Origin of the sequence: Castellaniella sp., from assembly GCF_034007085.1 — a bacterium.
Lineage (GTDB): Bacteria > Pseudomonadota > Gammaproteobacteria > Burkholderiales > Burkholderiaceae_B > Castellaniella.
Map to the genome: position 1 here is coordinate 1 of NZ_JAVERO010000008.1, position 20,281 is coordinate 20,281.

Sequence of the window (20,281 nt, forward strand, 5' to 3'; positions counted from 1 at the left end):
TATCCGCTGGCCGAACCCGTGGACGGCCTGAGCCATCTGGTGGTGGCCACCACCCGCCCGGAAACCATGCTGGGCGACGTGGCCGTGATGGTGCACCCCGAAGACGAGCGCTACGCCCACCTGATCGGCCGTCACGTCATCCTGCCCCTGGTCGGCCGCAGGATTCCCGTCATCGCCGATGACTACGTGGACCGCGAATTCGGCACAGGCGTGGTCAAGGTCACGCCGGCGCACGATTTCAACGACTACGCCGTTGGCCAGCGCCACGACCTGGACATGATCAGCGTGTTGACGCTGGACGCCAAGATCAGCGACACCGCCCCCGAGGCCTATCGCGGCCTGGATCGATTCGCAGCCCGTGAACGCGTGGTCGCCGACCTGCAGGCCCAGGGCCTGCTGCAACAGGTGCGTCCCCACAAGCTCATGGTGCCGCGCGGCGACCGCACCAACAGCGTGATCGAGCCCATGCTCACCGACCAGTGGTTCGTGGCCATGAGCAAGCCCGCCCCCGAAGGCAGCCTGCACCCCGGCAAGAGCATCACACAGGTGGCCCTGGACGTGGTGGCCGACGGCCGCGTCAAGTTCGTCCCCGAAAACTGGACGACCACCTACAACCAGTGGCTGGAAAACATCCAGGACTGGTGCATTTCACGCCAACTCTGGTGGGGCCACCAGATCCCCGCCTGGCATGCGCCCGACGGCCGTATTTTCGTCGCCCGCTCGGCCGAGGACGCCGAACGCCAGGCGCGCGCCGCAGGCATCGACGGGCCGCTGACGCGCGATCCGGACGTGCTCGACACCTGGTTCTCATCGGCCCTGGTGCCGTTCACCGACCTGGGCTGGCCCGACGAAACACCCGACCTGGCGCGCTACCTGCCGTCCAGTGTGCTGGTCACGGGCTTCGATATCATTTTCTTCTGGGTGGCACGCATGATCATGATGAGCATGCACCATACCGGCGAAGTGCCCTTCCGCACGGTCTATGTCCACGGCCTGGTCTGCGACATGGAAGGCAAGAAAATGTCCAAGTCCAAGGGCAATACCATCGATCCAGTGGATCTGATCGACGGCATTGCCCTGGACCCGATGATCGCCAAGCGCACGGCCGGCCTGATGAACCCGAAGCAGGCCGACGCCATCCGCAAGCGCACCCGCAAGGACTACCCCGACGGTATTCCGGCCTATGGCGCCGACGCGCTGCGCTTTACCATGGCGGCCTACGCCACGCTGGGGCGCAACATCAATTTCGACCTGAAACGCTGCGAAGGCTATCGCAATTTCTGCAACAAGCTCTGGAACGCCACGCGTTTCGTGCTGATGAACGTAGAAGGCCATGATCTGGGCCAGCCAGCCCCGGACGATCTGTCCTTTGCCGACCGCTGGATCATCGACGGCCTGCAGCGGCTGATCGACGAGGTGGACGCCGGCTTTGGCCAGTATCGCTTCGACCAGATCGCCGACCGCCTGTATCACTTCATCTGGGACGAATACTGCGACTGGTACGTTGAGCTGGCCAAAGTCCGCCTGCAGGCAGGCAACGCCGTGCAACAGGCCGCCACACGCCGCACCCTGATCCACGTACTGGAAACCCTGCTGCGTCTGGTCCACCCCATCATGCCTTTCATCACCGAAGAACTGTGGCAGAAAGTCTCGGTGGCGGCCGGCGTGCGCACCGGGGACACCCCCGCCAGCATCAGCGTCCAGCCCTGGCCGACCGCCCGCGACGACCTGCGCGACGCGAATGCCGCCGGGCGCATGGCCACCCTGAAATCACTGACCGATGCAATCCGCGCCCTGCGCGGAGAAATGAGCCTGGCGCCAGGCCAGCGCGTACCCCTGCTGATCCAGGGCGCCGAGGCCGGACTGGACGAACTGACGCCCTATCTGGTGGCGCTGGCCCGCCTGGAAAACGTCCAGGCGGTGGATCAGCTACCAGACATGGGCGCCCCCGTCCAGGTGGTTGGCACCACGCAGCTGATGCTGCACGTGGAAATCGATCTGGACACGGAACGTGCCCGCCTGGACAAGGAAATCGATCGCCTGAACAAGGAAATCGCCAAGGCTTCCGGCAAGCTGTCGAACGCCAGCTTCGTCGAGCGCGCCCCGGCGGCAGTAGTCGAACAGGAAAAAGCCCGCCTGGCTCAGTTCGGCGAAACCCTGGAACGGGTCCAGGCGCAACGGGCGCGGCTGGGGGACTGAACCCGCCAGCCTTCGCTTCGGGACCGGGTGGTCCCGACGGCCACCAATATATTTGCGTTGGCAGCCGGGAGGCCAGAGCAATCGCTCCCCGGCTCTGCCCCCCCTGGGGCGGGAGACCGGCGAGCCGCAGCGATCAATCCCGGGATTTCAGCGGGCAGGTATTGATGCCCAGCACGGCATACAAGGGGCAGAAGCGGAACAAGGCCGTGGCCACCGCCACCAGGCCGATCCAGCCCCACCAGCCGATGGTGCCGTTGGCGGCCAGCACGATGAGGACGAGGCCGAGTATCAAGCGCAGGATGCGGTCGATCGTGCCAATATTGAGTTTCATAGGGACTCCTGTCAGGAAAAGTCGGTGGAAGAATCGGATGGGCCCTCGCGCAGCGATGCAAAGGCTGCGCGCTGGGCAGCCGATTGCTCGATCTGCCGCAGAATGCTGCCACAGACGAGATCGCACAAGGCATTGACCGAAGAATCGGCAATCCGGTAGTAGACGCTGTTGCCACGGGCCTCGCGCACGACCAGACCGTGTTTTTTCAGCACGGACAGGTGGCGAGAAATATTGGCCGCCGTGTAATCGCATTGTTGCGCCAGATCGCTTACGTTGTATTCGCCCTGGCGCAACAGGCTCAGGATGTGCAGCCGGGTCGGTTCGGATAGCGCCCGGAAATAGGCCGCAACCGGCTCGAGCACTTCGGGAGGCAAATGTCCCATTCCTGACAACTCACAGAATGACGGATGAACCATGAGTGTAGCTCGCTGGTCTTGGCAGATCAATTAATCAACTAATTGACTATTTGCGTGATTAGTTAAATAATAGCACCAATCTGCCAGCACAGCCACCGTCAACATGAGAGCCATGCTCATTCACCGCACGCCCTCGCCCGCCCGGCCCGTTCTCTCCCGACTTGCCCTCCGGGTCGGAGTCAGCCTGCTGTGGGCCGGAATCCCGCTGACCGTCCCGGCCATCTCCCCGGCGCCGTCCGTTCAGGTCAGCGCCACGCCCGCCGCCGACCGCCTGAGTCTCGACGGCACGATCCAGGCCATCCGCGAAGCCACGCTGGCGGCCCAGGTTGCCGGGATGATCACAACCGTGGAAATCCAGGCAGGCGATGCCGTCCACGCCGATCAGGTGCTGCTGCGCCTGGACAGCCAGGAAGCCGGGCAGACACAACGCGCGGCCCAGGCCCTGATCCGCGAGGCGGATGCAGAACTTGCCCTGGCGCAGGCCGAACTGCGCCGCCGTGAAGCCCTGTACGCGCAGCACTACATCAGCCAGGCGGCCTACCAGCAGGCCCAGGCCCGGGCGAAAGCGGCTCAGGCGCAAGCGGCCGCCCGGCACGCCCAGGCCGCCGCCGCCCTGGCCCACCAGGGCTATTTCACGCTCAAGGCGCCGCATGACGGCCTGATCGGTCGGCTCGACGCTCATCCTGGCGACATGGTCATGCCAGGCCAGCCGCTGGCCACACTGTTCGATCCCGGCGCACTGCGAATCCAGGCCGCTGTTCCGCAGCGCTACATCAGCCAGCTGCCTTCGCACGCGTCCATTGAATGGCCTCCAGGCTATGCGGATCTGCCGCCCACCCTGCCCATCCAGGTACTGCCTGCCCGGGACGGCACCAGCCTGACCGGCATCATCCGGCTGGCCCTGCCGACCGGCGTGGCCGGCCCCGCACCCGGCACGCCCGTGCGCATCGGAATCGACCTGGAAGGCACCACGCGCACGCACCTGTGGGTGCCGACCAGCGCCATCATCCAGCGCGGCGATCTGCGCGGCGTGTACGTGCTCGATGCCAAGGGCGCACCGCGCCTGCGTCAGGTCCGGCCGGGTCCCCAACAAGGAGATCGGACCGAAATCCTGAGCGGCCTGGATGCCGGCGAGACCATCGTGTCACAGCCAGGCAAGCTGTCCCTGGAAGGCCAGACGCCATGAAATCCACGACGCTGGGCATCGCCGGGCGGATCACGGCCCTGTTCCAGGACAATCGCCTGACGCCCTTGCTTGCGCTGGCCCTGCTGCTGGCCGGCCTGTTCGCGCTCATCATCACGCCCCGCGAAGAAGAACCCCAGATCGACGTCACCATGGCCACGATCATGGTGGCCTGGCCCGGTGCCTCGGCTACCGACATCGAGCAGGTCATCGCCACTCCGGGGGAACGCATCCTGGCCCGCATGGAAGGCACGGAACATGTCACATCCATGTCCGTACCGGGACAGGCGGTGCTCACCGTCCAGTTCAAGGTCGGCGTCCCGCGCACCGAAGCGCTGGTACGCCTGCACGACACATTGCGAACTCAGGACTCCTCGTGGCTGCTGCCCGGGCTTGGCATCCAGCCCCCTGTGATCCAGCCCCGCGGGGTCGACGATGTCCCCATCGTCGCGTTGACGCTGCACGCCGCAGACAAATCCCCCCGCGATCTGGAATGGATCGCCCGCAGCATCGAAACCGAGTTGAAACGGGTCCCCGGAACACGGGATGTCTGGCTGATCGGCGGCGCCGACCACACCATCCGCGTCAACCTGGATGCCGGACGCATGACCGCTGCCGGCGTGACCGCCCAGGACGTCGCCCGGGTCCTGGGTGACGTCAACCATCGCCTGCACGCCGGCGACTGGATCAGCGCCAACCAGAGCCTGACAGTGGACGCAGGCCAGTTCCTGCGCTCACGCGAGGATGTCGCCGAACTGATCGTGGCCCGCCACAATGGGCGTCCCGTACGCCTGCAGGAAATCGCCCGTATCGAAGAAGGCCCGCCGCCTCCCGACAGCTACGTCGGCCATCGCACGGCCGGGCGCGCTGCAGACGCCGAGACCGCCGTGACGCTCGCCATCACGAAAAAACCCGGCGAAAACGCCATCGATGTGTCCAACGCCCTGATGCGGCGCGTGGACGAACTGCGCAACACCGTCATCCCGCCCGACATCCAGGTCACGGAAACCCGCAACTATGGCGCGACCGCCGACGCCAAGGCCAAGACCCTGATCCACAAGCTGATCTTCGCCACGCTGTCGGTCGTCCTGCTGGTTCTGCTGGCCCTGGGCTGGCGCGAGGCCGTCATCGTCGGCCTGGCCGTCGGCCTGACCCTGGCCACGACCCTGTTCGCTTCCTGGGCCTGGGGATTCACCCTGAACCGGGTCTCGCTGTTCGCGCTGATCTTCTCCATCGGCATTCTGGTGGATGACGCCATCGTCGTCGTCGAGAACATCCACCGGCATGCCGGCCTGCATCCCGAACGTCCTGCGGCATACCGCATCCCCCGGGCCGTGGACGAGGTCGGCGGCCCGACCATTCTGGCCACATTCACCGTCATTGCCGCCTTGCTGCCCATGGCCTTCGTCACGGGCCTGATGGGCCCCTACATGAGCCCGATCCCGATCAACGCCAGTATGGGCATGCTGATCTCGCTGGGCATCGCCCTGACGCTGACCCCCTGGCTGGCCAAACGCATGAGCGCGCCGGCTCGCCCACATGCGGGTCCCGGACGTGCGCCACAATTCTTCCAGCGCCTGATGACGCCTTTCCTGGCGACGCAACGCGCCAGGCGCAACCGCGCCTGGCTGGGCCTGGCCATCCTGGGCCTGGTCCTCGGGTCGATGCTGATGCCTGTCCTCGGCTGGGTGGAACTGAAAATGCTGCCGTTCGACAACAAATCCGAACTCCAGGTCATGGTCAGGATGCCCGCTGGCACCCCACTGGAGCGAACCAACGCAGTCCTGCAGGCGCTCGGCGATCGGATCCTGGCCGAACCCGAAGTCACCGACATCCAGACCTACGCCGGCACGGCCTCGCCCATCAATTTCAATGGCCTGGTCCGCCAATACGACCTGCGGCGCGACCCGGCGCTTGGCGATATCCAGGTCAATCTGGTGGACAAATCCAAACGCGACGCGCAAAGCCACGACATTGCCATGCGCATCCGGCCGCTCCTGCAGGAAGCGGCCGCCCGTCTCGGCGCCGACATCCAGGTCGTCGAAGTCCCGCCCGGCCCCCCGGTCCAGGCGCCCATCGTGGCGGAAATCTACGGCCCGGACCCCGCTGGCAGACAGTTTCTGGCCGGTGCGGTGCGCCAGGTATTCGAACAGACCAAAGGCATGGTGGACATCGATGACAGCCGCATGGCCACCGCGCCACGGATCGTGCTGGCCGTAGACCGCGAACGCGCGGCCCAGGCAGGCGTTTCCCAGGAATCCATCATCCAGACCCTGAAGACCGGACTGAGCGGCATGCATGTCGGCATCCTGCATGACGAGCACTCCCGCCCCACGGCCATCGTGCTGGGCCTGCCACCGGACTACCAGGGCAGCCCGGACGCGCTCCTGCGCTTGCCCGTTCGTGCGGCAGACGGCGCGATGACGCCGATCGGTGAACTGGTCCGGGAAATCCACACCACCCGGGAACAGCCGATCCATCACAAAGACCTGCTGCCGGTCCAGTACGTGACTGCCGACATGGCCGGCCAGATCGACAGCCCACTGTATGGCATGTTTGCCGCCCGAGCGGACCTGCAGAGCCTGGACACGCCCGACGGGCGCCCCCTGGCGGAATTCTTCACCCGCCAGCCGGAAAACGCCTATGGCGGCTACGCCATCAAATGGGACGGCGAATGGCAGATCACCTATGAAACCTTCCGCGACATGGGGCTGGCCTATGCAGTGGGCCTGCTGCTGATCTACCTGCTGGTGGTCGCGCACTTTGGCTCTTATCTGATGCCGCTCATCATCATGGCGCCCATCCCCCTGACGCTGATCGGCGTGATGCCGGGCCACGCCCTGCTGGGCAAACAGTTCACGGCCACCAGCATGATCGGCATGATCGCCCTGGCCGGCATCATCGTGCGCAATTCCATCCTGCTGGTGGATTTCATCCTGATGCGCCTGCGCGAAGGTTCCGATTTCGCCCAGGCCGTCGTGGAATCCGCCGCCACTCGCGCCCAACCGATCCTGCTGACCGGCCTGGCCGCGATGCTCGGCGCTTTCTTCATCCTGGATGACCCGATCTTCAATGGCCTGGCGATCGCCCTGATCTCGGGCATCGCCATCTCCACGGCGCTGACACTGCTCGTCATCCCGGTCCTGTTCTTCAGCGCCTTCCACAAACGCATCCACACCCTCGTTCCTCAAGGAGACCTCTCATGACTTCCTGGCAACTCGTCCGTGTCTTCGCCGGCTGCTTCATCCTGCTGTCGCTGCTGCTCGGAGCACCTGCCAGCCCATGGTTCCACAGCCAGTGGTGGCTGGCCTTCACGGCATTCGTCGGCCTGAACATCCTGCAAAGCGGCGTGACGAAATGGTGCCTGCTGGAGCGCATCATGCACCGCCTGGGCGCGCGCCGGGGCGACTGATGACAGCGCATGCCGACCGGCCCACGGGCCAGTGGCGCACACGCGCCGCTGTGCTGGCGCTGGCGACCGTGCTGGCGCTAAGCGGCACTGCGCACGCCTGGGCGACCGACCTGCTGCAGGCCTGGCAGGCCGCGCAGACGCACGACCCGGAACTCGCCACCGCCCGCCAGAACCTGCGCGCGGGCCAGGCGCGTGCCGATCAGGCCGACAGCCTCTGGCGCCCGACCCTGGACGCCCAGGCTTCCGTGGGACGCGCAACCCAGGAAAGCCAGACCCGGGGTGCGCATTTCTCGGCGCCTGCACTGGGTGCCATGGACGGCGCCAACTTTGATACATCGATCCGCAATGGTTCCCGATCGGAATATGGCGTCCAACTGCGCCAACCCTTGATCGACCTGGGGCGTGACGCCCAGGCACAGCAGTTGCGCCATGCCGCCAGACAGGCCGAAGCGGCCTGGACCATCGCCGAACAACAGGCCGCGCTGCGCATTGCCCGACGCTATTTCGATGTCCTGACGGGCATGCGGCGGCTCGAGACACTGCAATCCCAGCAACGCGCCATCCAAAGACTGCTGGCGCAGGCGCAGGCCCGCTACCAGGCCGGCGACGCATCCATCCTCGACACCCACGAAGCCCAAGCCCGGCTGGGCCAGATCGACACCCTGGTGGATCTGGCCACGACCCGCCTGGAACTCGCTCGCTCCGCTTTCACCCAGGCTTCGGGCCTGCCCGCAAAAGGCCTGGTGCCGCTGCAGGAAGACGCCCCCACGATCACGGCACGGCCCGACCAGCCGCTGGCAGCCTGGCTGGACCGGGTCGCCAAGGCCAGCCCAGAATTGCGCCAGGCGCTGGAAGCGGCCGCGATGGCCTCGGAACGCGCAGAGGGCCTGCGTGCCATCGCCCAGCCTACGCTCAGCCTGGTGGGTGCGGCGGGCCGCACGTACCAGAGCGGCACCGGACAATACGGGGACGCCGGATATGCGGCCACACAATGGTCGGTGGGTCTGGAGTTGCGAATCCCCCTGTACACCGGCGGCATGCGTGATGCCCGGTACCGCGAGGCCCTGGCGGAACGCGACGGCGCGCGTTTCCAGATCGCATCGACACAGCAAGGCCTGAACCTGAGAACTCAGGCGGCATGGCTGAGCCTGGAGACCGGACCGGGCCGCATCCAGGCACTGCGTCAGGCGCTTCAAGCCGGCATGTCGCGGCGCGATGCGACCCGGCTGGGCGTCGAGACCGGCGAACGCACATTGCTGGATCAACTGGACGCCGAACAGGCCCTGGCCCAATCCGAATTCGATCTCTACCAGGCCATGGCCGATCTCGTCATCGACCGACTGGAACTGCAGGCACTGGCCGGCAGTCTGGATCAACAGGCGATGGCCACGGCCAACTGCGCCCTGAGCGGCGCGCACTGCCCTGCAACAAAGCACCAATGAACCGCCACCAGCAGGCCACGCCAAGGCCACCGGCATCGTCCGCCTGGAACCACAGCCGCCTGCAGCGCTAAAGCCTGTCTAATCCGCCACACCCTCAAGGAGCCTGGAAGATGTCCGCTGATTCTCACATCGTCATCCTGGGTGCAGGATTCGCCGCGCTGAAAGCGATCCGTGAAATCCGCCGACGTGCGCCGAACATCCGGATCACCCTGGTGGCCCCGGCGCCGGAATTCGTCTACCTGCCCAGCCTGATCTGGGTCCCCACGGGACTACGCGATCCGGATGCCCTGCGCATCCCCCTGGACGATTTCCTGCGCCGGCACCGGGTGGATTTCCGGGCAGCACGCGCTACAGGCCTGGCCGATGGCGGGCGCTGCGTGCAGACCGACCGAGGCGACATCCTCAACGATGGCCTGATCATCGCAACCGGCGGGCGCTTCATCCGGTCGCTGCCCGGCATCGAACACGCCCATATTCCATGCGCCGGCACCGAGGCCGTCCAGGCCGTCCGCGAACGGCTGGTGGCCATGGAACAGGGCCGTCTGGCATTCGGTTTCGGCACCAATCCCCGCGAACCGGCAGCCATGCGCGGCGGCCCCTTGTTCGAACTGCTGTTCGGGATCGACACCTGGCTGCGGCGACGGGGCTGCCGGGAACGATTCGATCTGAGTTTCTTTCACGCCAGCGAACGTCCCGGCCAACGGCTGGGTGAACGGGCCGTCACCGCACTGCTTGCGGAAATGCGGGCTCGCAGCATCCGCCTCGCCCTGGGCCATCCGCCCCGGGGCTTCACGCCCAAAGCCGTGGACACGGCGGGCGGCCCGATTCCTGCCGATATGATTCTGTTCATGCCGGGCATGACCGGGCCCGACTGGGCCGAGGCCAGTGGCCTGCCGCTGTCGCCTGGCGGTTTTTTCCAGGCTGACGCCCATTGCCGCATCCAGGGTCCGGAACGGGTCTATGTGGCCGGGGATGCCGGCAGTTATCCCGGCCCCGACTGGCTGCCCAAGCAGGCCCACATGGCAGAACTGCAGGCCACCGCAGCCGCGCGCAATCTGCTGGCCGAACTGGCCGGATCGGCGCCACGCGCCCGGCCCCGGCCTGAACTCCTGTGCGTGATCGATGCGCTGGACAACGGCACGCTGGTCTACCGCAGCGCACGCCAATCATGGCTGCTGCCCGGTTCCCGCCTGTTCCACTGGGCCAAGAAACGGTTCGAATCCCATTATCTGGACAATTTGCGCAAGGGTGCAGCCCGATAGGCGCCGGGCGCGTCACGGCCATTCCCCTCTGGGCCTGAAAGGCCGTGACGCATGCTGCAGAGCGCAGCGCTTCAGAATGTCGAGGCGCAGTGCCCGCCGCTGGGGGCCACACCCGAACCCACCGCAATCAGCGGCGGTTCCGCACGTACATTGACCGGCACGCTGTGTGCCCAGTCCCAGGCAAGAAAACCTGCGAAGGCGATCCAGAAGACGGCAGACAGAAATCGAAAAGACATGGTGCCGACTCCTTCAGAACGCATAGCGGCGGCGCACCCGCACACCAATCAGAGACCCAAGAAAAGCCATGGGCACCCAGATCCAGCCGTGCACGCTGCCGGTGGAAATCCCGCTGACCATGGCACCGATGTTGCAACCAAAGGCCAACCGCGAACTGTAGCCCAGCAGCAGGCCTGCCACCAGGCCCACCAGCCACTGCTGCCCGTTCATGGGCTTGGCGGCGGCAGAGGACTGGCCCGCCGCGATCCACAAGGCGCCCGCCAAAATACCGATGTTGGTGATCGAGGTCACATCCAGGAAGACCGACTGCGCCAAGGTCGCCGCATTGACCGGTTCGCTCCAGAAGGCATTGGCCGACGGGTCGAACAGGTGCGCAGCGGTCGCGATCTTGGCTGCCCACAGGCCAAAACCGTAGACAATGCCCCAGGGCTGACCGGCAATCACCAGGTTCAGCACCGCCAGGGCCGCCAGCAGCACTGCTCCCCACAACAGCTTGCGATTCCACAGCGGCGCCGAACGGCCGGCCCAGCGCACCACACCGAAACCGACCAGAAACAGGCCGGCCAGCGTCAGCAGCAGCGCAACGGGGGCGCCGAAATGCGTCACGAGCCCATAGGGCGGCAAAGCACCCAGGGCCAGCCAACGATCCAGCGTGGCCGAACCCAGGAAACTGCCGATCGCAAACAATGGCAGGATCGCCATGTTCAGTGGGATACCCAGCCCCGCCTTGTACAGGGTGCCCGAACCGCAGCCATCGGCGACCTGCATGCAGGCGCCGAAAACAAAGGCCCCCACGATCAGGCTGACGCTGGGCGGACCCAGAGCCGCGCCCAGGTCGGTCGGATAGGCCGCCAGCAGGGGCATGGACACGGCGGCCGCGAGCGCCAGCAGCACCAGTTGCGCCAGCACGCCGGACGGGTCGCGCTGTTCAATCAGCCGCCGCCAGCCAGTCGTGAAGCCAAAGCGCGCGCCGGCCAGCACCGCCCCCAGGCCGATGCCGACAAGAAACAGCAGCGCCTGGCGCAAGGCCACCGACCAGGCCAGAAAACCGCTGAACGCAAGGATCAGGAATGCGAGAGGAAGTCGTTTCATGCGTCCCTCAGCCAAACAGGCCCTTCAGCTTGTCCAGGATCTGGCGGCCCCGGCCCGGAACATGCTCCATCGGCCGATTCGGGTCCTGAGACCATTCGGCCATCGATTCAGGATACAGGCGCACGTGCTTCTGGCCGACGACTTCGGACAGGGCAAACCAGTCGGTCGCCGCCCAATGGCCCGTATTGCAGAATGAAATCGTCTCGGATTTGGTGTCGGGCAGGAGTTCTGCCGCGATCTTGCGCGCCTCGTCGGCCGAGACGAAGATCGAGGTCCCTGGTTTGAACCAGCGGCCGTTTTCGACATTGACCGCGCCCGGAATCGTACCGGGTATCTGGGCCGTCGGCGCCTTGACCTTGCCCAGGTAGAAATCCAGCGGCCGGGCATCCACCAGCTGAACCTGATCGTTGCCGACCTGCGCGGCCACTTGCTCGGTGGTGGCGATGATGGATTCATCCAGCGTAGGTTCGAACGCCGACGCAGCCACCTGCGGCACGATCTGGTCCTGCGTGAAACCGGCATCGGCCCAGGCTTTGAACCCGCCATTCAGAACGGACAATTCCTTCAGGCCCAGATATTTCAACGTCCAGTACACCCGCGCCGAAGCACCGAAGTCGGTACTATCAGCCCCCGAGGACACCACCACCGCATGGGTGTCCTGATCCAGTCCCAGGGCGCGCACCCGTTGTGTCAGAGTGCCCAGCGGCGGCAACTGGCCGGGATTGTCGGCCGGCCCGCGCCACTGGCCATAAGGCGCCGACACCGCGCCGGGAATATGGCCCGCCGCATACGCATCAGGCGGCCGGATATCGATCACGCGGACCGCTGGTTGCTGACGGACTGCGTCCAGTTCGGCCGGCGCCAGCAATGGCTGGGCCGCCCAGGCCGCCGGGGATGCACCGAGAGCCAGAAGAAATGCCCCTACGAGGGCGGACAGGGATTTCATGAGAATGCCTTTGGGAGATCAGAAACGAGCGCTCATTCTCCCAGATTCGATTGCACGGCAAGCGATACCCATAAAACCGAAGGTTATATGCGTTTCAATGGCTCCCGGCCATCGCACCGGGGCGCTCAGGTCCGCAGCGGACCGGCCAGGTTTGCGGGAATCACCTGGATCACCCGGGCGGCGCTATCCGTAGCCGCTGCCAGCGCCGCCATCGGCCCTGCCCCGCCTGCCCAGGCATGGACGAAAGCGGAAGCGAAGGCATCGCCGGCGCCGATGGTCGACTGCGGCACGACAAGCCGCGCAGGATGGAAATGGCCCTGTTGACCGTCGTGGAACAAGGCGCCTCCCTGCCCCAGCGTCACCAGAACGGACTGGCCAGGCCGACGCAGCAAGCGCCGCGCCAGATCCTGAGCGACATCCGGTGCAGGCGCATCGGTGTCCAGGGATGCATCCCCACACAAGCGGGCAGCTTCGCGGGCATTGACGCACAGCAGGTCGGCCCGTTCCCAGAGACCGCGTAGCGCCTGAGGATCTGCCAACTGCCGTGCCCCTGGCGTCACGACCAGCCGATGGCGCGACACCGCCATACGCGCCAGGGCCTGTTCCAGCCATGACTGGGATTCCAGCGACAGGCCCGTCACGTAAACGACATCCGCCGTCTCCAGACCCGGAAAGCCCTGCTCCCCGACCCAGGCGCTGGCGCCACGCTGCGCATAGGCGCGCGCCGCACCTCGATCGTCGACCATGACCACTGCCTTGCCCGTAGGCAGTGCATGATCGGGAATGGCGGTCTGGATGCCGTGACGCCGGAGGATGTCCCGCAACAGGTCGCCTTCCAGGTCATGGCCCACACAGGCATGCACGGTCGCACGGGCACCGCGCGCGGCCACGTTCAGGGCGGCATTCACCGCCCCACCGCCTGCATACAGGCCAATATGTTCCACATCCTGCTTGGCGGCATGCATGGGCTGGACTCGGGACACGACGATATCGACGATGGCAGCGCCAATCGTGGTGAATTGCATGGAACGTCTACCTGGAAACGGGGTTGGAAAATGCGGGTGGCCCCTGGCCGGATCAGGACGGGCTGCCCTGCAGCCGGTCCTGGGTCCGGGTGTCGAAATCCGACGCATCGTGGCGTTCACGCAGCTGTCCGGCCGGATCGCCCGACATGCGATTCACCATCCGCCCGCGCCGCACTGCCGGACGTTCGCCGATGGCCCGTGCCCAACGCAGCAGGTGATGGTAGTCGCCCGCCGACAGGAATTCCGCCGCGCCGTAGACCTGGTCCAGGACCAGGCCGCCGTACCAGGGCCAGATCGCCATGTCGGCAATGGTGTAGTCACTGCCGGCAATGAATTCGTGTTCGGCCAGCCGCTTGTCGAGGACGTCCAGCTGGCGTTTGGTCTCCATCGCGAAGCGATTGATGGCGTATTCGATCTTCACCGGGGCGTAGGCGTAGAAGTGACCGAATCCGCCGCCCAGATAGGGTGCACTGCCGACCTGCCAGAACAGCCAGGACAGGCATTCAGCCCGGGCGGCGGGTTCAGTCGGCAGGAAGGCACCGAATTTTTCCGCCAGGTAGGTCAGAATCGCCCCGGACTCGAAGACCCGGATGGGTGCCGGACCGCTGCGATCCACCAGCGCCGGAATCTTGGAATTTGGATTGATGGCGACAAAACCGCTGCCGAACTGGTCGCCTTCGCCGATGCGAATCAGCCAGGCATCGTATTCCGCCCCCGAACAGCCCCGCGCCAGCAGTTCTTCCAGCAGGATCGTGACCTTGGCCCCATTGGGCGTACCCTGGGAATACAGCTGCAACGGATGCCGACCGATCGGCAGTTCACGCTCGTGCGTGGTCCCCGATACAGGGCGGTTGATGCTGGCGAACCGGCCGCCGTTGGGCTGATCCCAGACCCAGACCCGGGGCGGCTGGTATCCGGTCGTCTGACTCATGCTGCATACTCCTGAGGCAAAAGCAAAACGTCTACAGTAACAGCATCGGCGGCCACTGTGAACCAACTGCAACACCCCGGACTCCAGGCACTGCACGCCGCTGGACGAGCATCCTGCCCGGCCCGAGGCCGCTCAGGGCAGCAGCCGCAAAATCAATAATGCGGCGGGCGCTCGTCGGCGGCCCCGCCTGTGCCGGGCACACCACTGGCGGCGAACTGCTGTCGCAAGGCCAGCAGTTCGCGCGCCAGGGACTCGATCTGCTGCTGTTGCCGGAAAACGGTGCGGTTCAGCTGATCCAACAGGTCATCGGCATAGGCCGCCTTGACCTCCAGGTCCATCAGGCGTTTTTCCACCAGAGCGCCGGGTTCCGGGTCGACGGCAGGGGCCTCGATGACGGTACCAGCCGGCAGATTGGAAGAGACCATGGGATAGGCTCCGGACATTGAAAGATCAGGCGGGTTTATAGGGGTGTTCCTTCACCCAGTGGCGGGCGATATCGGCGCGAGTGGCGATCCAGACCCGGTCGTGCTTCTGGATGTGGTCCAGGAAACGCTGCAGGCCGGCGAAACGCCCCGGCCGGCCGATCAGGCGACAATGCAGGCCAACCGACATCATCTTCGGTGCAGTCTCGCCCTCGGCATAGAGCACGTCGAAGGCATCGCGCAGGTAGGTGAAGAAATGATCGGCGGTGTTGAAGCCCTGCGGCGAGGCAAAGCGCATGTCATTCGCGTCCAGCGTATAGGGCACGATGAGCTGGGGGTGGACCTTGCCGCCGCCCAGATCGACTTCGGTCCAGAACGGCAGGTCATCGCCGTAATAATCGGCATCGTACAGGAATTGGCCTTCCTCGGCGACGATGCGCAGCGTATTGGGACTGTCGCGCCCGGTATACCAGCCATCCGGATGGCGTCCCAGCAGATTCGAGACGACTTCCACGCAGCGCTGGAAATGCTCGTGCTCTACATCCTCGGGCACATCCTGATAGTGGATCCAGCGATAGCCGTGACAGGCGATTTCATGGCCCAGTTCGACAAAGGCACGCGCGACCTCAGGGTTGCGCTCCAGCGCCATGCCCACGCCAAAGACCGTCAGCGGCAGGTTGCGACGTTCGAATTCCCGCAGAATGCGCCAGACACCGGCGCGCGAACCGTATTCGTAAATGGATTCCATCGACAAGTGGCGGGCCGGATAGGCAGCCGCGCCGATGATCTCGGACAGGAACTGTTCCGAACCCGGATCGCCATGCAGGACGCAGTTTTCCCCCCCTTCTTCGTAGTTGATGACAAACTGCACGGCCACGCGTGCCTGGCCCGGCCAATTGGCCTGTGGCGGGATGCGGCCATAGCCGGCCAGATCGCGGGGGTAATGCTTGTCTGCCATGAAAGGTTCTCCTGATGAATGAAGTCAGATCGATGGGGTCAGGTTCGGGCGCTGGAATGCCGCCCAGGGGTCAAGGTCTGCACTGCCCGCCGCATCCATCCGCTGCTCGCAGTCCTTGAGATGGTGATCCATGGCGGCGCGCGCACCCGGCGCGTCGCGGCGTGCGATACGATCCAGAATATCCCGATGCTCCAGGTACGAGCAGGTGCTGTCTCGGGGGGCGTCGCCCAGCGCGATGATCAGCGTGGTCCGGGCGCACAGGCCGGCCAGCATCTCCGTCAGCACCTGATTGTCCAGCAGGCGGGCCAGTTCGACATGAAAGGCGTTGGACAGGCGCAGCCAGCTGATGCGATCGCCCTGCTCGAAGGCGCGCTGTTCGCGATCGACCATGCCATGCAAAGGCGCCAGCCGATCCGCCACGTCGTCCAGCGACGTGAGCTGATCGATCACGATGCATTCCAGCGCACGGCGCATGGCGAACACATCGCATACTTCCTTGGGTGTCGCCTGCCAGACCGTGGCGCCGCGATTGGGTTCGATCGCCACGATCTTGTCATGCGCCAGCCGCGCCAGCGCCGCCCGTACCGTCCCGCGCGAACAGTCGAAAGCCGCGCACAGCGCGGATTCGGTCAGCTTGGCCCCGGGCAGCAAGCGACGGTCCATGGCGGCATCGAAGATTTCCCCATAGACGCGATCGACGTCCGACGGCTGCCCGACCGGTTTGGGATCGCGCAGGGTCGAGGCGCGTGGCGCCTTCAGATCCTGAGCAGCGGGGGCAGGCTTCAGTTGGAGCATGGCCATAGGTGAAAACGACAGGATGGATTGACAACAAAAATTGTTGACAATTATTGGGGAATCACGCCAGAATCGTCAACACAAATTGTTGACAATTCTTCGTCGGCAATCATTCGTATCCGTCCTGCCCCGAATTCCGCCGGCCTGTCCGGCACTTCGCGAACCGGCGAATCGCTCGCCGGGACCGGCCATACCGGGGGCCTATTGGCAGGATACTGACCGGCATGACATCCCATGGGAAAACTCTCCACCCATGTCCTGGACACCGTGCATGGTGTGCCAGCCCAGGGCGTTGCCCTTGAACTCTATCGCCTCGAAGGCGATTCCCGCATCCTGCTCACGCAAACGGCCACCAACCACGACGGCCGATGTGATGCGCCTTTGCTCAGTGGCCCCGATCTGACCCGGGGCATCTATGAACTGGTCTTCCACGCTGGCGACTATTTTGCTCGCAAAGGAGTGCCGCTGCCCGAACCCCGTTTCGTCGATCAGGTCGTGCTGCGCTTCGGCGTCGCCAACCCGGACGAAAACTACCACGTCCCTCTGGTCGTGACCCCGTGGACCTGGTCCACCTACCGCGGCAGCTGAGCCTCACGCTCCGACCCGGCAAGCCCCACGATCAAAGAAACCAAGAGGAGACTCTCATGGAAGGCTTTTTCCTTGAGTACGGCAACCTGTTGCTGCGCTGGCTGCACGTCATTGCCGCCATCGCCTGGATCGGTGAATCCGTCTATTTCGTCATGCTCGACCTGAGCCTGCGTGCGCCCAAGGGCGAGCATGCCAAGCAACTGGGCGTGTTCGGCGAAATGTGGGCCGTACACGGCGGTGGTTTCTACCACAACCAGAAATACCTGACCAATCCGGCCGAACTGCCTGACGACCTGCACTGGTCGTTCTGGAAGTCCTACACCACCTGGCTGTCGGGCTTCGGCCTGTTCATGCTGCTGTACCTGTTGCGCGCCGATATCTATCTGGTCAATCCCGACAGCCCCTGGGAATGGGCGCGCAACATGAATGGCACCGAGGCCGGTATCCTGGCCGTGGCGTTTCTGGTGATCGGCTACAACGTCTACTCGCGCTTGTGCCGCATCATCAGCCCCACCGTCGAGCGCGACGGACTGCTGAGCGTGGCCGTGGGCGCGATGATGGTACTAGTCGCCTGGCTGACCACGCAGATCTTCCCCGGCCGCGCCGCATTCCTGATCACCGGCGCGCTGATGGCGACCTGCATGTCGGCCAGCGTGTTCTTCTGGATCATTCCCGGACAGCGTCGCATGGTCAAGGCCCTGAAGGCCGGCGAAAAGCCGAACCCGCTGGACGGCGCCCTGGGCAAGCAGCGTTCGGTGCACAACACCTACTTCACCCTGCCGGTGATTTTCCTGATGCTCAGCAATCATTATTCGTTTACCTACACGAACGAATACGCCTGGGTCATCATGAGCCTGTTCATCTTCGCCGGCGCGGTGATCCGCCAGTATTTCGTGCTGCGCCACACCGGCAAGAACGACCTGCGCTACCCGCTGGCCGGCATCGCAATGCTGGCGACCATCGGCTGGATCGCCGCCCCGGCGCCCGCGCCGGCCGGTGCCTCCGATCCCGCCGTGCAAGCCAGCAGCGCACAGGCTGCCGTTACGCTGGAGCAGGTCCACGGCATCATGACTGCCCGCTGCACGGAATGCCATTCGGCCAAACCCACGCAGCCGGGCTTCGCCGCCGCGCCGGCGGGAATCCTGCTGGACACCAACGAGCAGACCCTGCAGCACGCCGAGCAGATCAAGCAGGTCGTCGCCAGCAAGTACATGCCACTGGCCAACCTGACGAAGATGACCGACGAAGAGCGCGCCACGATTGCCGCCTGGAACGGCAAGTAGCACGTCGTCACAGGCTGCACCAGGGGTAGACCCTGGCCGCCTCGCGGCCCTGTGCCCCGAACCTGAGCAGCCGGTTTCATTGCTGCGCCAGACACACGAAACCCATGCTCAGGCCCTCGGGAGCCATGATGGAACCGCTTTCGGCCACCTGTACCATGACATAGCCAGCCGGACATGCACACGCGCCGGTCACGGGATTGGCCGAAGAATCGCCTGCCGCATTGCGACAACCCCGACGACTGTTGAGCATGTAGCCGCCCCCGGCCGGGCGCGCCAGCAAGGACCAGAGACCCTGTCGGCAGGCCAGCATGCCCAACCCATCCCGGGCGCGACCCAAGGCGCCTTCCGGCGCACAGAATTCACCGATCCCCCAGCCGCGTTCCAACTGCAGACTGTCGCGCGCGGCCAGGTGCGTCCCGCTGCGAATCACCCCCCGCACCGTGAGCACGCCCTGAAAATCCGGATCCCGAGCGTCCCCTACCCGGAGAAAGGCGTCGGTCTCTCCAGGCGTGTGGTCTCCGCGTTCTCCTGCAAGGGGTCGGGCCGCAAGCGCCACGACACCCGGCTGCCAATCGTCGCCGCCTTCTGTCGGCACCGGAACACGCCAGCCAGCACCGCTCAGGGCGCCGGGCCGGTGCGGCCAGACCACCAACCCGCGCCCCTCGGCAGCCTGCAGCCATTCGGCCACCAGCGCCTCGTCCACACCACCGGCCGCCGTGCGCAGTGCGGGCCGCGCATGCGTCAATGCCCACACCCGGCAGGCTGTCCCTGGACATACGCCGTCGCGCATCACCTTCAGGCCCAGGGTCCGGTGCAACGGCCCCTGGGCCTGCCAGCCCCTGGCGAGCAGCCCCGCTGCCTGCAGCTCGTCCCAGCTGGGCGCGGCCCAATTGGCAAAACCCTGGCCCGCCAACGCATCGGGCGCCTCGGCCAGGGCGATTGCGGCCGCATGACGCGCCAGGAATCCCTCGGCCGCATCGTCGGCGATCTGCATCCAGGCTGCCAGCGAACGCGCCTGGAGCGCCCGGATGCGCTGCGCCCATTCCTGCCCGGCCCAGACCGCCAGTGCCAATCCAAGAATGGCAACCACCATGAATTCGAGCAGCAACGAACCGCGCTGGCGCTGGTGCCCGCGATCCGGAAGGCGCTCAACTGACATGGAACACGAACTGGTTGACGTCCCCCTTGGCGCAGGCTGATTCCGCCGCCAGCGCGTTGTAGGTCGTGGACTCGTCCTTGACCGTCCGGGCAGCAGCGCCACGAGCCTCTACCGTGATGCGGTCGGCTACACGTTGCAACACCGATGCAATCGAGGGACAAGCCACATGATTCACCTGTCTCAGGCGCAACAGAAACGCAGCGCCGGCATCCACCGGCTCGACTTCGACCGTACCGCCACTGCCCAGGCCGTGCAAGACCGAGCCATCATTCGTCAGGGTCAACACGGTGGAATCCGCCACCATGGCCGCCAGATTGGCGGTGCCGATGTTCTCGTAGGGCATGTCGCCGGACGTGCCCGCATTGACGCGCACATGCATGATGAAGCGAGCCAGTTCCTGGCCGACCTTGGGAACCTTGTTTTCCATCACATAACCACCGATCGCGGGAATGCCGATCACCGCAATCAACAGCACGATGGCGGTCACGATCGAAATTTCGACCAGGGAAAACCCCGCCTGTCCCGTCCGGCGGCGCACAGCGCGCGATTGTGCCAATACTTGCATGAAGCCTCCTTTGCCGGATGTCCGGCTCACCAATG

20 protein-coding genes are annotated in these 20,281 nt (G+C 65.3%); 8 read left to right on the top strand and 12 right to left on the bottom strand.

All coding sequences use genetic code 11. The annotated features are described in order from the left end of the window. On the top strand, positions 1-2,199 hold a 2,199-nt coding region (locus RBR29_RS01680; RefSeq protein ID WP_320346587.1), incomplete at its 5' end, for a valine--tRNA ligase. Positions 2,200-2,332: 133 nt separating this feature from the next. Here the strand turns inward: RBR29_RS01680 and RBR29_RS01685 are convergent. Further along, positions 2,333-2,530, bottom strand: a complete 198-nt coding sequence (locus RBR29_RS01685; RefSeq protein WP_320346589.1) for a DUF2892 domain-containing protein — start codon at positions 2,528-2,530, stop codon at positions 2,333-2,335. Positions 2,531-2,541: 11 nt separating this feature from the next. Continuing rightward, positions 2,542-2,913, bottom strand: a complete 372-nt coding sequence (locus RBR29_RS01690; RefSeq protein ID WP_320346591.1) for a metalloregulator ArsR/SmtB family transcription factor — start codon at positions 2,911-2,913, stop codon at positions 2,542-2,544. A 145-nt stretch (positions 2,914-3,058) separates the two neighbouring features. Here RBR29_RS01690 and RBR29_RS01695 point away from each other — a divergent pair, with 145 nt between their 5' ends. From RBR29_RS01695 to RBR29_RS01715, 5 genes are all read left to right on the top strand, one after another. Then, positions 3,059-4,132 (top strand): efflux RND transporter periplasmic adaptor subunit, encoded by a 1,074-nt coding sequence (locus RBR29_RS01695; RefSeq protein WP_320346593.1) that lies wholly within the window; start codon positions 3,059-3,061, stop codon positions 4,130-4,132. Next, positions 4,129-7,335, top strand: coding sequence for an efflux RND transporter permease subunit (locus RBR29_RS01700; protein ID WP_320346595.1), 3,207 nt, complete (start codon positions 4,129-4,131; stop codon positions 7,333-7,335). The genes RBR29_RS01695 and RBR29_RS01700 overlap by 4 nt, the downstream gene beginning before the upstream one ends. Next, the gene (locus RBR29_RS01705) at positions 7,332-7,541 is read left to right on the top strand and encodes a DUF2892 domain-containing protein (RefSeq protein ID WP_320346597.1); all 210 of its coding nucleotides are present in this window, start codon (positions 7,332-7,334) and stop codon (positions 7,539-7,541) included. The genes RBR29_RS01700 and RBR29_RS01705 overlap by 4 nt, the downstream gene beginning before the upstream one ends. Further along, positions 7,541-8,983 carry a TolC family protein gene (locus RBR29_RS01710; RefSeq protein WP_320346599.1) on the top strand — a complete coding sequence of 481 codons (1,443 nt, stop codon included), beginning with the start codon at positions 7,541-7,543 and terminating at the stop codon, positions 8,981-8,983. The genes RBR29_RS01705 and RBR29_RS01710 overlap by 1 nt, the downstream gene beginning before the upstream one ends. Before the next feature lie 110 nt (positions 8,984-9,093). Continuing rightward, positions 9,094-10,245, top strand: a complete 1,152-nt coding sequence (locus RBR29_RS01715; RefSeq protein ID WP_320346601.1) for an FAD-dependent oxidoreductase — start codon at positions 9,094-9,096, stop codon at positions 10,243-10,245. Between the two features lie 71 nt (positions 10,246-10,316). On the opposite strand, the gene RBR29_RS01720 is transcribed toward RBR29_RS01715, so the two are convergent. The 8 genes from RBR29_RS01720 to RBR29_RS01755 all read right to left on the bottom strand — a co-directional run bounded on the left by RBR29_RS01720 (position 10,317) and on the right by RBR29_RS01755 (position 16,651). Continuing rightward, positions 10,317-10,481, bottom strand: a complete 165-nt coding sequence (locus RBR29_RS01720; protein ID WP_320346603.1) for a hypothetical protein — start codon at positions 10,479-10,481, stop codon at positions 10,317-10,319. A 13-nt stretch (positions 10,482-10,494) separates the two neighbouring features. Continuing rightward, positions 10,495-11,574 (bottom strand): YeeE/YedE thiosulfate transporter family protein, encoded by a 1,080-nt coding sequence (locus tag RBR29_RS01725; RefSeq protein WP_320346605.1) that lies wholly within the window; start codon positions 11,572-11,574, stop codon positions 10,495-10,497. A 7-nt stretch (positions 11,575-11,581) separates the two neighbouring features. Further along, the gene (locus tag RBR29_RS01730; RefSeq protein ID WP_320346607.1) at positions 11,582-12,520 is read right to left on the bottom strand and encodes a sulfurtransferase; all 939 of its coding nucleotides are present in this window, start codon (positions 12,518-12,520) and stop codon (positions 11,582-11,584) included. Positions 12,521-12,645: 125 nt separating this feature from the next. Beyond that, positions 12,646-13,545, bottom strand: coding sequence for a carbohydrate kinase family protein (locus tag RBR29_RS01735; RefSeq protein WP_320346609.1), 900 nt, complete (start codon positions 13,543-13,545; stop codon positions 12,646-12,648). Between the two features lie 52 nt (positions 13,546-13,597). After that, complete coding sequence (yghU, locus tag RBR29_RS01740; RefSeq protein ID WP_320346611.1) at positions 13,598-14,476, bottom strand: glutathione-dependent disulfide-bond oxidoreductase; 879 nt, start codon at positions 14,474-14,476, stop codon at positions 13,598-13,600. Between the two features lie 152 nt (positions 14,477-14,628). Further along, the gene (locus tag RBR29_RS01745) at positions 14,629-14,814 is read right to left on the bottom strand and encodes a SlyX family protein (protein ID WP_320346652.1); all 186 of its coding nucleotides are present in this window, start codon (positions 14,812-14,814) and stop codon (positions 14,629-14,631) included. Positions 14,815-14,926: 112 nt separating this feature from the next. Beyond that, positions 14,927-15,856: an allantoinase PuuE gene (gene puuE / locus RBR29_RS01750; protein ID WP_320346613.1), complete on the bottom strand. Its 930-nt coding sequence runs from the start codon at positions 15,854-15,856 to the stop codon at positions 14,927-14,929. A gap of 24 nt (positions 15,857-15,880) precedes the next feature. Beyond that, a complete protein-coding gene (locus RBR29_RS01755) occupies positions 15,881-16,651 on the bottom strand; it encodes a GntR family transcriptional regulator (protein WP_320346615.1) in 771 nt (256 codons plus the stop codon). A gap of 234 nt (positions 16,652-16,885) precedes the next feature. Here RBR29_RS01755 and uraH point away from each other — a divergent pair, with 234 nt between their 5' ends. Together uraH and RBR29_RS01765 are read left to right on the top strand one after the other, a co-directional pair. Next, positions 16,886-17,239, top strand: coding sequence for a hydroxyisourate hydrolase (uraH, locus tag RBR29_RS01760; RefSeq protein ID WP_320346617.1), 354 nt, complete (start codon positions 16,886-16,888; stop codon positions 17,237-17,239). A gap of 56 nt (positions 17,240-17,295) precedes the next feature. Beyond that, positions 17,296-18,522, top strand: a complete 1,227-nt coding sequence (locus RBR29_RS01765; RefSeq protein ID WP_320346618.1) for a urate hydroxylase PuuD — start codon at positions 17,296-17,298, stop codon at positions 18,520-18,522. Between the two features lie 76 nt (positions 18,523-18,598). On the opposite strand, the gene RBR29_RS01770 is transcribed toward RBR29_RS01765, so the two are convergent. Together RBR29_RS01770 and RBR29_RS01775 are read right to left on the bottom strand one after the other, a co-directional pair. Further along, complete coding sequence (locus RBR29_RS01770; protein ID WP_320346619.1) at positions 18,599-19,681, bottom strand: hypothetical protein; 1,083 nt, start codon at positions 19,679-19,681, stop codon at positions 18,599-18,601. Further along, positions 19,671-20,246 carry a type 4 pilus major pilin gene (locus RBR29_RS01775; protein ID WP_320346621.1) on the bottom strand — a complete coding sequence of 192 codons (576 nt, stop codon included), beginning with the start codon at positions 20,244-20,246 and terminating at the stop codon, positions 19,671-19,673. Before RBR29_RS01775 ends, RBR29_RS01770 begins: the two co-directional genes overlap by 11 nt. Between the last annotated feature and the right edge of the window lie 35 nt (positions 20,247-20,281).